The following is a 12,899-nucleotide window of genomic DNA, read 5'->3' as shown; positions in this document are numbered from 1 at the left end:
CTCAATGTGCAATTTGCAGCCCAATAAGTCACGTTGGGCTTTTTTTGCGAATTTAGTAGGAACCTGGAATAAAAGCAGTTGCCGCAGTTAATTTTCTGCGCTTAGATGTTAATGAATTTAATCCATACCAGTACAATGGTTATGGTTTTTACATTTTACGCAAGGGGCAATTGTGAAACTGGATGAAATCGCTCGGCTGGCGGGAGTGTCGCGAACCACTGCAAGCTATGTTATTAACGGCAAAGCGAAGCAATACCGTGTGAGCGACAAAACCGTTGAGAAAGTCATGGCAGTGGTGCGTGAGCACAATTACCACCCGAATGCCGTGGCGGCTGGGCTTCGTGCTGGACGCACACGTTCTATTGGTCTTGTTATCCCCGATCTTGAGAACACAAGTTATACCCGCATTGCTAACTATCTTGAACGCCAGGCGCGTCAACGCGGCTATCAGCTACTCATTGCTTGTTCCGAAGATCAGCCAGACAACGAAATGCGTTGTATTGAGCATCTTTTACAGCGTCAGGTCGATGCCATCATTGTTTCGACTTCGCTGCCGCCAGAGCATCCTTTCTATCAACGCTGGGCTAATGACCCGTTCCCAATTGTCGCGCTGGATCGCGCCCTCGATCGTGAACATTTCACCAGCGTGGTTGGTGCCGACCAGGATGATGCCGAAATGTTGGCGGAAGAGTTACGTAAGTTTCCGGCCGAAACAGTACTTTATCTTGGCGCGCTGCCGGAGCTTTCTGTCAGCTTCCTGCGTGAGCAGGGTTTCCGAACTGCCTGGAAAGATGATCCGCGCGAAGTGCATTTCCTTTATGCCAATAGCTATGAGCGGGAAGCTGCTGCCCAGTTATTCGAAAAATGGCTGGAAACGCATCCGATGCCGCAGGCGCTGTTCACTACCTCTTTTGCATTGTTGCAGGGAGTGATGGATGTCACGTTGCGTCGCGATGGTAAACTGCCTTCCGATCTGGCGATTGCCACCTTTGGCGATAACGAATTGCTCGACTTCTTACAATGTCCTGTGCTGGCCGTGGCTCAGCGTCATCGGGATGTCGCTGAGCGCGTGCTGGAGATTGTCCTGGCGAGTCTGGACGAGCCGCGTAAGCCAAAACCAGGCTTAACGCGCATCAAACGAAATCTCTATCGTCGCGGCGTACTCAGTCGTAGCTAAACGTTAAACAAAAAATGATGCGCCGGTTGATTGCGGCTGGCGCATTGAGTACGTAATTGGACATCAATATCCTTTATGTAAATAAGACTATTCCTGACTATTATCCATAAGACCTTCTAAATATCTCACCAATTAACTTCATTCGATGTGCTTAATGATAATTAAGTCGTAACGATGGATTGCGATTGCATTATTTTGTTACATGCAAATCGGCAATTGCCGATTAAACAAACACTTTTCTAATCTTTTACGCAAAGTCGCTGACGTCAGGCATGGCGCGTGCGCAACAGGGACTGTTATCCGGGGGCGATATGTCCTAAAATGCCGCTCGCGTCGCAAACTGACACTTTATATTTTCATTAAGGAAAAAGAAGTCGTTTTTAAAACGGTAATGATGAGTGGGATTTTTTCTTACAACTATTCATAACGTTAATTTGCTTCGTTCGTTGGGCGATTTTTAAACAATGCAGATATTAGTCGTAAACATCGGGTTTTTTGCTTCGGTAAGGAATGTTCCTGGCTTGACAAGCTTTTCCTCCGCTCCGTAAACTCCTTTTAGTGGGAATTTGTGGGATAAAGTGGTAATTGGGGGAAGACTGGCATGTTCCGGGGAGCAACGTTAGTCAATCTCGACAGTAAAGGGCGCTTATCGGTGCCCACCCGTTATCGGGAAGAGCTGCTCGGGAACGCTGCCGGTCAAATGGTGTGTACCATTGACATTCATCACCCATGTCTGCTGCTTTACCCCCTTCCTGAATGGGAAATTATCGAGCAAAAATTATCGCGTCTGTCGAGCATGAACCCGGTTGAGCGCCGTGTGCAGCGCCTTCTGTTAGGTCATGCCAGCGAATGTCAGATGGATGGCGCAGGTCGATTGTTAATCGCGCCAGTACTGCGGCAACATGCCGGGCTGACAAAAGAAGTGATGTTGGTTGGACAGTTCAATAAGTTTGAACTGTGGGATGAAACAACCTGGCATCAACAAGTCAGGGAAGATATCGACGCAGAACAGTTGGCTACCGAAAACTTATCGGAGCGGCTGCAGGACTTGTCTCTATAAAATGATGGAAAACTATAAACACACTACGGTGCTGCTGGATGAAGCCGTAAATGGCCTCAATATCCGTCCTGACGGTATCTACATTGATGGAACTTTTGGTCGCGGTGGTCACTCACGTCTGATCCTCTCGCAGCTTGGCGAAGAGGGACGTTTGCTGGCGATCGATCGCGATCCGCAGGCTATTGCCGTTGCGAAGACTATTGATGATCCGCGCTTCTCCATCATACATGGACCTTTCTCCGCGCTGGGCGAATATGTCGCCGAGCGTGATCTTATCGGCAAGATTGACGGCATTCTCCTCGATCTTGGCGTCTCTTCACCACAACTCGATGATGCTGAACGCGGTTTTTCCTTTATGCGCGATGGCCCGCTGGACATGCGTATGGATCCGACGCGCGGTCAATCCGCTGCCGAATGGCTACAAACTGCCGAAGAAGCCGATATCGCCTGGGTATTGAAAACGTATGGCGAAGAACGTTTCGCTAAACGTATTGCGCGCGCCATTGTCGAGCGTAACCGCGAACAGCCGATGACACGCACCAAAGAACTGGCAGAAGTGGTGGCGGCGGCAACGCCGGTGAAGGACAAATTCAAACATCCCGCGACCCGTACCTTCCAGGCGGTGCGCATCTGGGTAAACAGTGAACTGGAGGAGATAGAGCAGGCGCTAAAAAGCTCGCTCAACGTGCTGGCGCCAGGTGGGCGGCTTTCGATCATCAGTTTTCATTCGCTGGAAGACCGTATTGTGAAACGCTTTATGCGTGAAAACAGTCGTGGTCCGCAGGTTCCGGCAGGATTACCGATGACCGAAGAGCAGCTCAAAAAACTGGGTGGCCGTCAGTTGCGAGCACTAGGCAAGTTGATGCCGGGCGAAGAAGAGGTGGCAGAGAACCCTCGCGCCCGTAGTTCAGTTCTGCGTATTGCAGAGAGGACGAACGCATGATCAGCAGAGTGACAGAAGCTCTAAGCAAAGTTAAAGGATCGATGGGAAGTCACGAGCGCCATGCCTTGCCTGGCGTCATTGGTGACGATCTTTTGCGATTTGGGAAGCTGCCACTCTGCCTGTTCATTTGCATTATTTTGACGGCGGTGACTGTGGTGACCACAGCACACCATACCCGTTTGCTGACCGCTCAGCGCGAACAATTGGTGCTGGAGCGAGACGCTTTAGACATTGAATGGCGCAACCTGATTCTTGAAGAGAATGCGCTCGGCGACCATAGCCGGGTGGAAAGGATCGCCACGGAGAAGCTGCAAATGCAGCATGTCGATCCATCACAAGAAAATATCGTAGTGCAAAAATAAGGATAAACGCGACGCATGAAAGCAGCGGCGAAAACGCAGAAACCAAAACGTCAGGAAGAACATGCCAACTTTATCAGTTGGCGTTTTGCGTTGTTATGCGGCTGTATTTTACTGGCGCTGGCTTTTCTGCTCGGGCGCGTAGCGTGGTTACAGGTTATCTCCCCGGATATGCTGGTTAAAGAGGGCGACATGCGCTCTCTTCGCGTTCAACAAGTATCCACCTCACGCGGCATGATTACTGACCGCTCTGGTCGCCCATTAGCAGTAAGTGTGCCGGTAAAAGCGATCTGGGCTGACCCAAAAGAAGTGCATGACGCTGGTGGTATCAGCGTCGGTGACCGCTGGAAGGCGCTGGCTAACGCGCTTAACATTCCGCTGGATCAGCTCTCAGCCCGCATTAACGCCAACCCGAAAGGACGCTTTATTTATCTGGCGCGTCAGGTAAACCCTGACATGGCGGACTACATCAAGAAACTAAAACTACCGGGGATTCATCTGCGTGAAGAATCTCGCCGTTATTATCCGTCTGGCGAAGTGACCGCTCACCTCATCGGCTTTACCAACGTCGATAGTCAGGGGATTGAGGGTGTCGAGAAGAGTTTCGATAAATGGCTTACCGGGCAGCCGGGCGAACGCATTGTGCGAAAAGACCGCTACGGTCGCGTAATTGAAGATATTTCTTCCACCGACAGCCAGGCAGCGCACAACCTGGCGCTGAGTATTGATGAACGCTTGCAGGCGCTGGTTTATCGCGAACTGAACAACGCGGTGGCCTTTAACAAGGCGGAATCCGGTAGTGCCGTGCTGGTGGATGTCAACACCGGTGAAGTGCTGGCGATGGCTAACAGCCCGTCATATAACCCAAACAATCTGAGTGGCACGCCGAAAGAGGCGATGCGTAACCGTACCATCACCGACGTGTTTGAACCAGGTTCAACCGTCAAGCCGATGGTGGTGATGACTGCGCTGCAACGCGGCGTCGTGCGGGAAAACTCGGTACTGAATACCGTTCCTTATCGAATTAACGGCCACGAAATCAAAGACGTGGCGCGCTACAGCGAATTAACCCTGACCGGGGTATTACAGAAGTCGAGTAACGTCGGTGTTTCCAAGCTGGCGTTAGCGATGCCGTCCTCAGCGTTAGTAGACACTTACTCACGTTTTGGACTGGGAAAAGCGACCAATTTGGGGTTGGTCGGAGAACGCAGTGGCTTATATCCTCAAAAACAACGGTGGTCTGACATAGAGAGGGCCACCTTCTCTTTCGGCTACGGGCTAATGGTAACACCGTTACAGTTAGCGCGAGTCTACGCAACTATCGGCAGCTACGGCATTTATCGCCCGCTGTCGATTACTAAAGTTGACCCCCCGGTTCCCGGTGAACGTGTCTTCCCGGAATCCATTGTTCGCACCGTGGTGCATATGATGGAAAGCGTGGCGCTACCGGGCGGCGGTGGCGTGAAGGCGGCGATTAAAGGCTATCGTATCGCCATTAAAACCGGTACTGCGAAAAAGGTCGGGCCGGATGGTCGCTACATCAATAAATATATTGCTTATACCGCAGGCGTTGCGCCTGCGAGTCAGCCGCGCTTCGCGCTGGTTGTTGTTATCAACGATCCGCAGGCGGGTAAATACTACGGCGGCGCCGTTTCCGCGCCGGTCTTTGGTGCCATCATGGGCGGCGTATTGCGTACCATGAACATCGAGCCGGATGCGCTGACAACGGGCGATAAAAATGAATTTGTGATTAATCAAGGCGAGGGGACAGGTGGCAGATCGTAATTTGCGCGACCTTCTTGCTCCGTGGGTGCCAGACGCACCTTCGCGAGCACTGCGAGAGATGACACTCGACAGCCGTGTGGCTGCGGCGGGCGATCTCTTTGTAGCTGTAGTAGGTCATCAGGCGGACGGGCGTCGATATATCCCGCAGGCGATAGCGCAAGGTGTGGCTGCCATTATTGCAGAGGCGAAAGATGAGGCGACCGACGGTGAAATCCGTGAAATGCACGGCGTACCGGTCATCTATCTCAGCCAGCTCAATGAGCGTTTATCTGCACTGGCGGGCCGCTTTTACCATGAACCCTCTGACAATTTACGTCTCGTGGGCGTAACGGGCACCAACGGCAAAACCACGACTACCCAGCTTCTGGCGCAGTGGAGCCAACTGCTTGGCGAAACCAGCGCGGTAATGGGCACCGTTGGTAACGGCCTGCTGGGGAAAGTCATCCCGACGGAAAATACAACCGGATCGGCAGTTGACGTTCAGCATGAGCTGGCGGGGCTGGTGGATCAGGGCGCGACTTTTTGCGCGATGGAAGTTTCCTCCCACGGGCTGGTACAGCACCGTGTGGCGGCATTGAAATTTGCGGCATCGGTCTTTACTAATTTAAGCCGCGATCACCTTGATTATCATGGTGATATGGAACACTACGAAGCGGCGAAATGGTTGCTTTATTCTGAACATCATTGCGGTCAGGCGATTGTTAACGCTGATGATGAAGTGGGTCGTCGCTGGTTGGCAAAACTGCCGGACGCGGTTGCGGTGTCGATGGAAGACAATATCAATCCGAACGGTCATGGCCGCTGGTTGAAAGCGATCGACGTGAACTATCACGACAGTGGCGCGACTATTCGCTTTAGCTCAAGTTGGGGCGATGGGGAAATAGAAAGCCGCTTGATGGGCGCTTTTAACGTCAGCAACCTGATGCTGGCGCTGGCGACACTGCTGGCGCTGGGCTATCCGCTGGCCGATCTGCTGAAAACCGCCGCGCGTCTGCAACCGGTTTGCGGACGTATGGAAGTGTTCACTGCACCAGGCAAACCGACGGTGGTGGTGGATTACGCGCATACGCCGGATGCACTGGAAAAAGCCTTACAGGCGGCGCGCCTGCACTGTGCGGGCAAGCTGTGGTGCGTCTTCGGCTGCGGCGGCGATCGTGATAAAGGCAAACGTCCACTGATGGGCGCAATTGCTGAAGAATTTGCTGACGTGGCGGTGGTGACGGACGATAACCCGCGTACCGAAGAACCGCGCGCTATCATCAACGATATTCTGGCGGGAATGTTAGACGCCGGACATGTCAAAGTGATGGAAGGCCGCGCTGAAGCGGTAACGTGCGCCGTTATGCAGGCTAAAGAGAATGATGTGGTGCTGGTCGCGGGCAAAGGCCATGAAGATTATCAGATTGTTGGCAATCAGCGTCTGGACTACTCCGATCGCGTCACGGTGGCGCGTCTGCTGGGGGTGATTGCATGATTAGCGTAACCCTTAGCCAACTTACCGATATTCTCAACGGTGAACTGCAAGGTGCAGATATCACCCTTGATGCTGTAACCACTGACACGCGAAAACTGACGCCGGGCTGCCTGTTTGTTGCCCTGAAAGGCGAACGTTTCGATGCTCATGACTTTGCTGACCAGGCGAAAGCTGGCGGCGCGGGCGCACTACTGGTTAGCCGTCCGCTGGATATCGATCTGCCGCAGTTAATCGTTAAAGATACGCGTCTGGCGTTTGGTGAACTGGCTGCATGGGTTCGCCAGCAAGTTCCGGCGCGCGTGGTTGCTCTGACAGGTTCCTCCGGCAAAACCTCCGTTAAAGAGATGACGGCGGCGATTTTAAGCCAGTGCGGCAACACGCTTTATACGGCAGGCAATCTCAACAACGACATCGGCGTGCCGATGACGCTGTTGCGCTTAACGCCGGAATACGATTACGCAGTTATTGAACTTGGCGCGAACCATCAGGGCGAAATTGCCTGGACTGTGAGTCTGACTCGCCCGGAAGCGGCGCTGGTCAACAACCTGGCGGCGGCGCATCTGGAAGGCTTCGGTTCTTTGGCGGGCGTGGCAAAAGCGAAAGGCGAAATCTTTACCGGCCTGCCGGAAAACGGTATCGCCATTATGAACGCCGACAACAATGACTGGCTGAACTGGCAGAGTGTGATTGGCTCACGCAAAGTGTGGCGCTTCTCACCGAATGCTAACAACAGCGATTTTACCGCCACCAATATCCATGTGACTTCGCACGGTACGGAATTTACCCTGCAAACCCCAACGGGTAGCGTGGATGCTCTGCTACCGCTACCAGGGCGTCACAATATTGCGAATGCGCTGGCAGCCGCTGCGCTCTCCATGTCCGTGGGCGCAACGCTTGATGCTATCAAAGCGGGGCTGGCAAATCTGAAAGCTGTTCCAGGTCGTTTGTTCCCCATTCAACTGGCGGAAAACCAGTTGCTGCTTGACGACTCCTACAACGCTAACGTCGGTTCCATGACCGCCGCTGTTCAGGTTCTGGCTGAGATGCCGGGCTACCGTGTACTGGTTGTCGGCGATATGGCGGAACTGGGCGCTGAAAGCGAAGCCTGCCATGTACAGGTGGGCGAAGCGGCAAAAGCTGCCGGTATTGACCGTGTATTAAGCGTGGGTAAACAAAGCCATGCTATCAGCACCGCCAGCGGTGTTGGCGAACATTTTGCTGATAAATCCGCGTTAATTACGCGTCTTAAGTCACTGATTGCAGAGCAACAGGTGATTACGATTTTAGTTAAGGGTTCACGTAGTGCTGCCATGGAAGAGGTAGTACGCGCTTTACAGGAGAATGGGACATGTTAGTTTGGCTGGCCGAACATTTGGTCAAATATTATTCCGGCTTTAACGTCTTTTCCTATCTGACGTTTCGCGCCATCGTCAGCCTGCTGACCGCGCTGTTCATCTCATTGTGGATGGGGCCGCGCATGATTGCTCATCTGCAAAAACTCTCCTTTGGTCAGGTGGTGCGTAACGATGGCCCGGAATCGCACTTCAGCAAGCGCGGTACGCCGACTATGGGCGGGATTATGATCCTGACGGCGATTGTGATCTCCGTACTGCTGTGGGCTTACCCGTCTAACCCGTATGTCTGGTGCGTACTGGTGGTGCTGGTTGGTTACGGCATCATTGGCTTCGTTGATGACTATCGCAAAGTCGTGCGCAAAGACACCAAAGGGTTGATCGCACGCTGGAAGTATTTCTGGATGTCGGTCATTGCGCTGGGTGTTGCTTTCGCTTTGTACCTTGCCGGGAAAGACACGCCAGCAACGCAATTGGTTGTACCGTTCTTTAAAGATGTGATGCCGCAGTTAGGTTTGTTCTACATCCTGCTGGCCTACTTCGTTATTGTCGGCACCGGTAACGCAGTAAACCTGACCGATGGTCTTGATGGCCTGGCGATTATGCCGACCGTATTTGTCGCTGGTGGTTTTGCGCTGGTGGCGTGGGCGACCGGCAACATGAACTTTGCCAGCTATTTACACATACCGTATCTGCGACATGCAGGGGAACTGGTCATTGTCTGTACCGCGATAGTCGGAGCAGGGCTGGGCTTCCTGTGGTTTAACACCTATCCGGCACAGGTCTTTATGGGCGATGTTGGTTCGTTGGCATTAGGCGGCGCGTTGGGCATTATCGCCGTACTGCTGCGTCAGGAATTCCTGCTGGTGATTATGGGCGGCGTGTTTGTCGTCGAAACCCTGTCGGTTATTTTGCAAGTCGGCTCCTTTAAACTGCGCGGGCAACGTATTTTCCGCATGGCGCCGATTCATCACCACTATGAACTGAAAGGCTGGCCGGAACCGCGCGTCATTGTGCGTTTCTGGATTATTTCGCTGATGCTGGTCCTGATTGGTCTGGCAACGCTGAAGGTACGTTAATCATGGCTGATTACCTGGGTAAAAATGTCGTTATTATCGGCCTGGGCCTCACCGGGCTTTCTTGCGTGGACTTTTTCCTCGCTCGCGGCGTGACGCCGCGCGTTATGGATACGCGTATGACACCGCCTGGCCTGGATAAATTACCCGAAGCGGTGGAGCGCCATACTGGCGGTCTCAATGATGAATGGCTGATGGCGGCAGATCTGATTGTCGCCAGCCCCGGCATTGCGCTGGCGCATCCGTCCCTAAGCGCCGCTGCCGATGCCGGAATTGAAATTGTTGGCGATATCGAGCTGTTCTGCCGCGAAGCACAAGCGCCGATTGTGGCGATCACCGGTTCTAACGGCAAAAGCACTGTCACTACCTTAGTGGGCGAAATGGCGAAAGCAGCAGGTGTTAACGTTGGCGTGGGTGGCAACATTGGCCTGCCAGCCTTGATGCTGCTGGATGCTGAGTGCGAACTGTACGTGCTGGAACTGTCAAGCTTCCAGCTGGAAACGACTTCCAGCTTACAGGCGGTGGCGGCGACCATTCTGAACGTGACTGAAGATCATATGGATCGCTATCCATTTGGTTTACAGCAGTATCGTGCGGCAAAACTGCGTATTTACGAAAACGCAAAAGTTTGCGTGGTTAATGCCGATGATGCCTTAACGATGCCGATTCGCGGTGCAGATGAACGTTGTGTCAGCTTCGGCGTCAATATGGGTGACTATCACCTGAACCATCAGCAGGGTGAAACCTGGCTGCGGGTGAAAGGCGAGAAAGTGTTGAACGTGAAAGAGATGAAACTTTCCGGGCAGCATAACTACACCAATGCGCTGGCAGCACTGGCGCTGGCAGATGCCGCTGGTTTGCCGCGTGCCAGCAGCCTGAAAGCATTAACCACCTTTACCGGTCTGCCGCATCGCTTTGAAGTGGTGCTGGAGCATAACGGTGTGCGCTGGATTAACGATTCGAAAGCGACCAACGTCGGTAGTACCGAAGCGGCGCTGAATGGCCTGCACGTAGACGGCACGCTGCATTTGTTGCTGGGCGGCGATGGTAAATCGGCAGACTTCAGCCCACTGGCGCGCTATCTGAATGGCGATAACGTGCGTCTGTATTGTTTCGGTCGTGATGGCGCACAGTTGGCGGCGTTACGCCCGGAAGTGGCAGAGCAAACCGAAACGATGGAACAGGCGATGCGCTTGCTGGCTCCGCGTGTTCAGCCGGGCGATATGGTTCTGCTCTCCCCGGCATGTGCCAGCCTTGATCAGTTCAAGAACTTTGAACAACGAGGCAATGAGTTTGCTCGTCTGGCGAAGGAGTTAGGTTGATGCGTTTATCTCTCCCTCGCCTGAAAATGCCGCGCCTGCCGGGATTCAGTATCCTGGTCTGGATCTCCACGGCGCTAAAGGGCTGGGTGATGGGCTCGCGGGAAAAAGATACCGACAGCCTGATCATGTACGATCGCACCTTGCTGTGGCTGACCTTCGGCCTCGCGGCGATTGGCTTTATCATGGTGACCTCGGCGTCAATGCCCATAGGGCAACGCTTAACCAACGATCCGTTCTTCTTCGCGAAGCGTGATGGCGTCTATCTGATCCTGGCGTTCATTCTGGCGATCATTACGCTGCGTCTGCCGATGGAGTTCTGGCAACGCTACAGTGCCACGATGCTGCTCGGATCAATCATCCTGTTGATGATCGTGCTGGTGGTGGGTAGCTCGGTTAAAGGGGCATCGCGTTGGATCGATCTTGGCTTGTTGCGTATCCAGCCAGCCGAACTGACCAAGCTGTCGCTGTTTTGCTATATCGCCAACTATCTGGTGCGCAAAGGCGACGAAGTGCGTAATAACCTGCGTGGCTTCCTGAAACCGATGGGCGTGATTCTGGTGCTGGCGGTGTTGCTGCTGGCGCAGCCAGACCTCGGTACGGTGGTGGTGCTGTTTGTGACCACGCTGGCAATGCTATTCCTGGCGGGGGCGAAATTGTGGCAGTTCATTGCCATTATCGGTATGGGGATTTCAGCGGTTGTGTTGCTGATCCTCGCTGAACCGTACCGTATCCGCCGTGTTACCGCATTCTGGAACCCGTGGGAAGATCCCTTCGGCAGCGGCTATCAGTTAACGCAATCGCTGATGGCGTTTGGTCGCGGCGAACTGTGGGGGCAAGGTTTAGGTAACTCGGTACAAAAACTGGAGTATCTGCCGGAAGCGCACACTGACTTTATTTTCGCCATTATCGGCGAAGAACTGGGGTATATCGGTGTGGTGCTGGCGCTTTTAATGGTATTCTTCGTCGCTTTTCGCGCGATGTCGATTGGTCGTAAAGCGTTAGAAATTGACCATCGTTTTTCCGGTTTTCTCGCTTGTTCAATTGGCATCTGGTTTAGTTTCCAGGCACTGGTTAACGTAGGCGCGGCGGCAGGGATGTTACCGACTAAAGGTTTGACATTGCCGCTAATCAGTTACGGTGGTTCGAGCTTACTGATTATGTCAACAGCCATCATGATGCTGTTGCGTATTGATTATGAAACGCGTCTGGAGAAAGCGCAGGCGTTTGTACGAGGTTCACGATGAGTGGTCAAGGGAAGCGATTAATGGTGATGGCTGGCGGCACTGGCGGACATGTGTTCCCGGGGCTTGCGGTTGCGCATCATTTAATGGCCCAGGGGTGGCAAGTTCGCTGGCTGGGTACTGCCGATCGTATGGAAGCGGACTTAGTACCGAAGCACGGTATCGAGATCGACTTTATTCGTATCTCTGGTCTACGCGGTAAGGGTATTAAAGCGTTACTCGCAGCTCCGTTGCGTATCTTTAACGCCTGGCGTCAGGCGCGGGCGATTATGAAAGCGTATAAACCTGACGTGGTGCTCGGTATGGGCGGCTACGTATCAGGTCCAGGTGGTCTGGCCGCGTGGTCGTTAGGCATTCCGGTCGTACTTCATGAACAAAACGGTATTGCGGGCTTAACCAATAAATGGCTGGCGAAGATTGCGACCAAAGTGATGCAGGCGTTTCCAGGCGCTTTCCCTAATGCGGAAGTGGTGGGTAATCCTGTTCGTACCGATGTGCTGGCGCTGCCGTTGCCGCAGCAACGTTTGGCTGGACGTGAAGGTCCGGTTCGTGTGTTGGTAGTGGGTGGTTCTCAGGGCGCACGCATTCTTAACCAGACAATGCCGCTGGTTGCAGCAAAGCTGGGCGATTCAGTCACTATCTGGCATCAGAGCGGCAAAGGTTCGCAACAATCCGTTGAACAAGCGTATGCCGAAGCAGGGCAACCGCAGCATAAAGTGACGGAATTTATTGATGATATGGCGGCGGCGTATGCGTGGGCGGATGTTGTCGTTTGCCGCTCTGGTGCGTTGACGGTGAGTGAAATCGCTGCGGCGGGGTTACCAGCATTGTTTGTGCCGTTTCAGCATAAAGACCGCCAGCAATACTGGAATGCACTGCCGCTGGAAAAAGCGGGCGCAGCCAAAATTATCGAGCAACCACAGCTTACTGTGGATGCTGTCGCCAACACCCTGGCCGGGTGGTCGCGAGAAACCTTATTAACCATGGCAGAACGCGCCCGTGCTGCATCCATCCCGGATGCCACCGAGCGAGTGGCAAATGAAGTGAGCCGGGCTGCCCGGGCGTAATTGTGGCGATGCCTTTTGCATCGCATGAATTTGAGAAGTTAAT

Annotated in this window: 12 protein-coding genes; all 12 read left to right on the top strand. The window is 53.4% G+C overall.

Annotated features, from left to right (window positions below; genetic code table 11):
* Window positions 1-4: 4 nt before the first annotated feature.
* On the top strand, window positions 5-91 hold the full coding sequence (locus tag A7Z29_RS23210; RefSeq protein WP_032224418.1) for a hypothetical protein: 87 nt from the start codon (window positions 5-7) through the stop codon (window positions 89-91).
* A gap of 81 nt (window positions 92-172) precedes the next feature.
* Window positions 173-1,177: a catabolite repressor/activator gene (gene cra, locus A7Z29_RS09515; protein WP_000762401.1), complete on the top strand. Its 1,005-nt coding sequence runs from the start codon at window positions 173-175 to the stop codon at window positions 1,175-1,177.
* A gap of 601 nt (window positions 1,178-1,778) precedes the next feature.
* Window positions 1,779-2,237: a division/cell wall cluster transcriptional repressor MraZ gene (gene mraZ, locus A7Z29_RS09510; RefSeq protein WP_000488288.1), complete on the top strand. Its 459-nt coding sequence runs from the start codon at window positions 1,779-1,781 to the stop codon at window positions 2,235-2,237.
* Window position 2,238: 1 nt separating this feature from the next.
* Window positions 2,239-3,180, top strand: a complete 942-nt coding sequence (gene rsmH, locus A7Z29_RS09505) for a 16S rRNA (cytosine(1402)-N(4))-methyltransferase RsmH (protein WP_000970479.1) — start codon at window positions 2,239-2,241, stop codon at window positions 3,178-3,180.
* Window positions 3,177-3,542: a cell division protein FtsL gene (gene ftsL, locus A7Z29_RS09500; protein WP_000625658.1), complete on the top strand. Its 366-nt coding sequence runs from the start codon at window positions 3,177-3,179 to the stop codon at window positions 3,540-3,542. The genes rsmH and ftsL overlap by 4 nt, the downstream gene beginning before the upstream one ends.
* Window positions 3,543-3,557: 15 nt before the next feature.
* Window positions 3,558-5,324, top strand: a complete 1,767-nt coding sequence (gene ftsI / locus A7Z29_RS09495; protein WP_000642204.1) for a peptidoglycan glycosyltransferase FtsI — start codon at window positions 3,558-3,560, stop codon at window positions 5,322-5,324.
* Complete coding sequence (murE, locus tag A7Z29_RS09490; RefSeq protein ID WP_105290133.1) at window positions 5,311-6,798, top strand: UDP-N-acetylmuramoyl-L-alanyl-D-glutamate--2,6-diaminopimelate ligase; 1,488 nt, start codon at window positions 5,311-5,313, stop codon at window positions 6,796-6,798. The genes ftsI and murE overlap by 14 nt, the downstream gene beginning before the upstream one ends.
* The gene (gene murF, locus A7Z29_RS09485) at window positions 6,795-8,153 is read left to right on the top strand and encodes a UDP-N-acetylmuramoyl-tripeptide--D-alanyl-D-alanine ligase (protein ID WP_105290132.1); all 1,359 of its coding nucleotides are present in this window, start codon (window positions 6,795-6,797) and stop codon (window positions 8,151-8,153) included. The genes murE and murF overlap by 4 nt, the downstream gene beginning before the upstream one ends.
* Window positions 8,147-9,229: a phospho-N-acetylmuramoyl-pentapeptide-transferase gene (mraY, locus tag A7Z29_RS09480; RefSeq protein ID WP_000964122.1), complete on the top strand. Its 1,083-nt coding sequence runs from the start codon at window positions 8,147-8,149 to the stop codon at window positions 9,227-9,229. The genes murF and mraY overlap by 7 nt, the downstream gene beginning before the upstream one ends.
* 2 nt (window positions 9,230-9,231) lie before the next feature.
* Entirely contained in the window at window positions 9,232-10,548 is a 1,317-nt protein-coding gene (murD, locus tag A7Z29_RS09475; RefSeq protein ID WP_000796424.1) for a UDP-N-acetylmuramoyl-L-alanine--D-glutamate ligase, read from the top strand.
* Window positions 10,548-11,792, top strand: a complete 1,245-nt coding sequence (gene ftsW / locus A7Z29_RS09470; protein ID WP_010345404.1) for a cell division protein FtsW — start codon at window positions 10,548-10,550, stop codon at window positions 11,790-11,792. Before murD ends, ftsW begins: the two co-directional genes overlap by 1 nt.
* The gene (murG, locus tag A7Z29_RS09465; RefSeq protein WP_000016572.1) at window positions 11,789-12,856 is read left to right on the top strand and encodes an undecaprenyldiphospho-muramoylpentapeptide beta-N-acetylglucosaminyltransferase; all 1,068 of its coding nucleotides are present in this window, start codon (window positions 11,789-11,791) and stop codon (window positions 12,854-12,856) included. The genes ftsW and murG overlap by 4 nt, the downstream gene beginning before the upstream one ends.
* Window positions 12,857-12,899: the final 43 nt, after the last annotated feature.

The sequence above is a fragment of the Escherichia sp. MOD1-EC6842 genome (assembly GCF_002965705.1).
GTDB classification, from domain to species: Bacteria; Pseudomonadota; Gammaproteobacteria; order Enterobacterales; family Enterobacteriaceae; genus Escherichia; species Escherichia ruysiae.
Note: the sequence above shows the minus strand (reverse complement) of the source record. Positions and strands in the feature narration are given on the sequence as shown.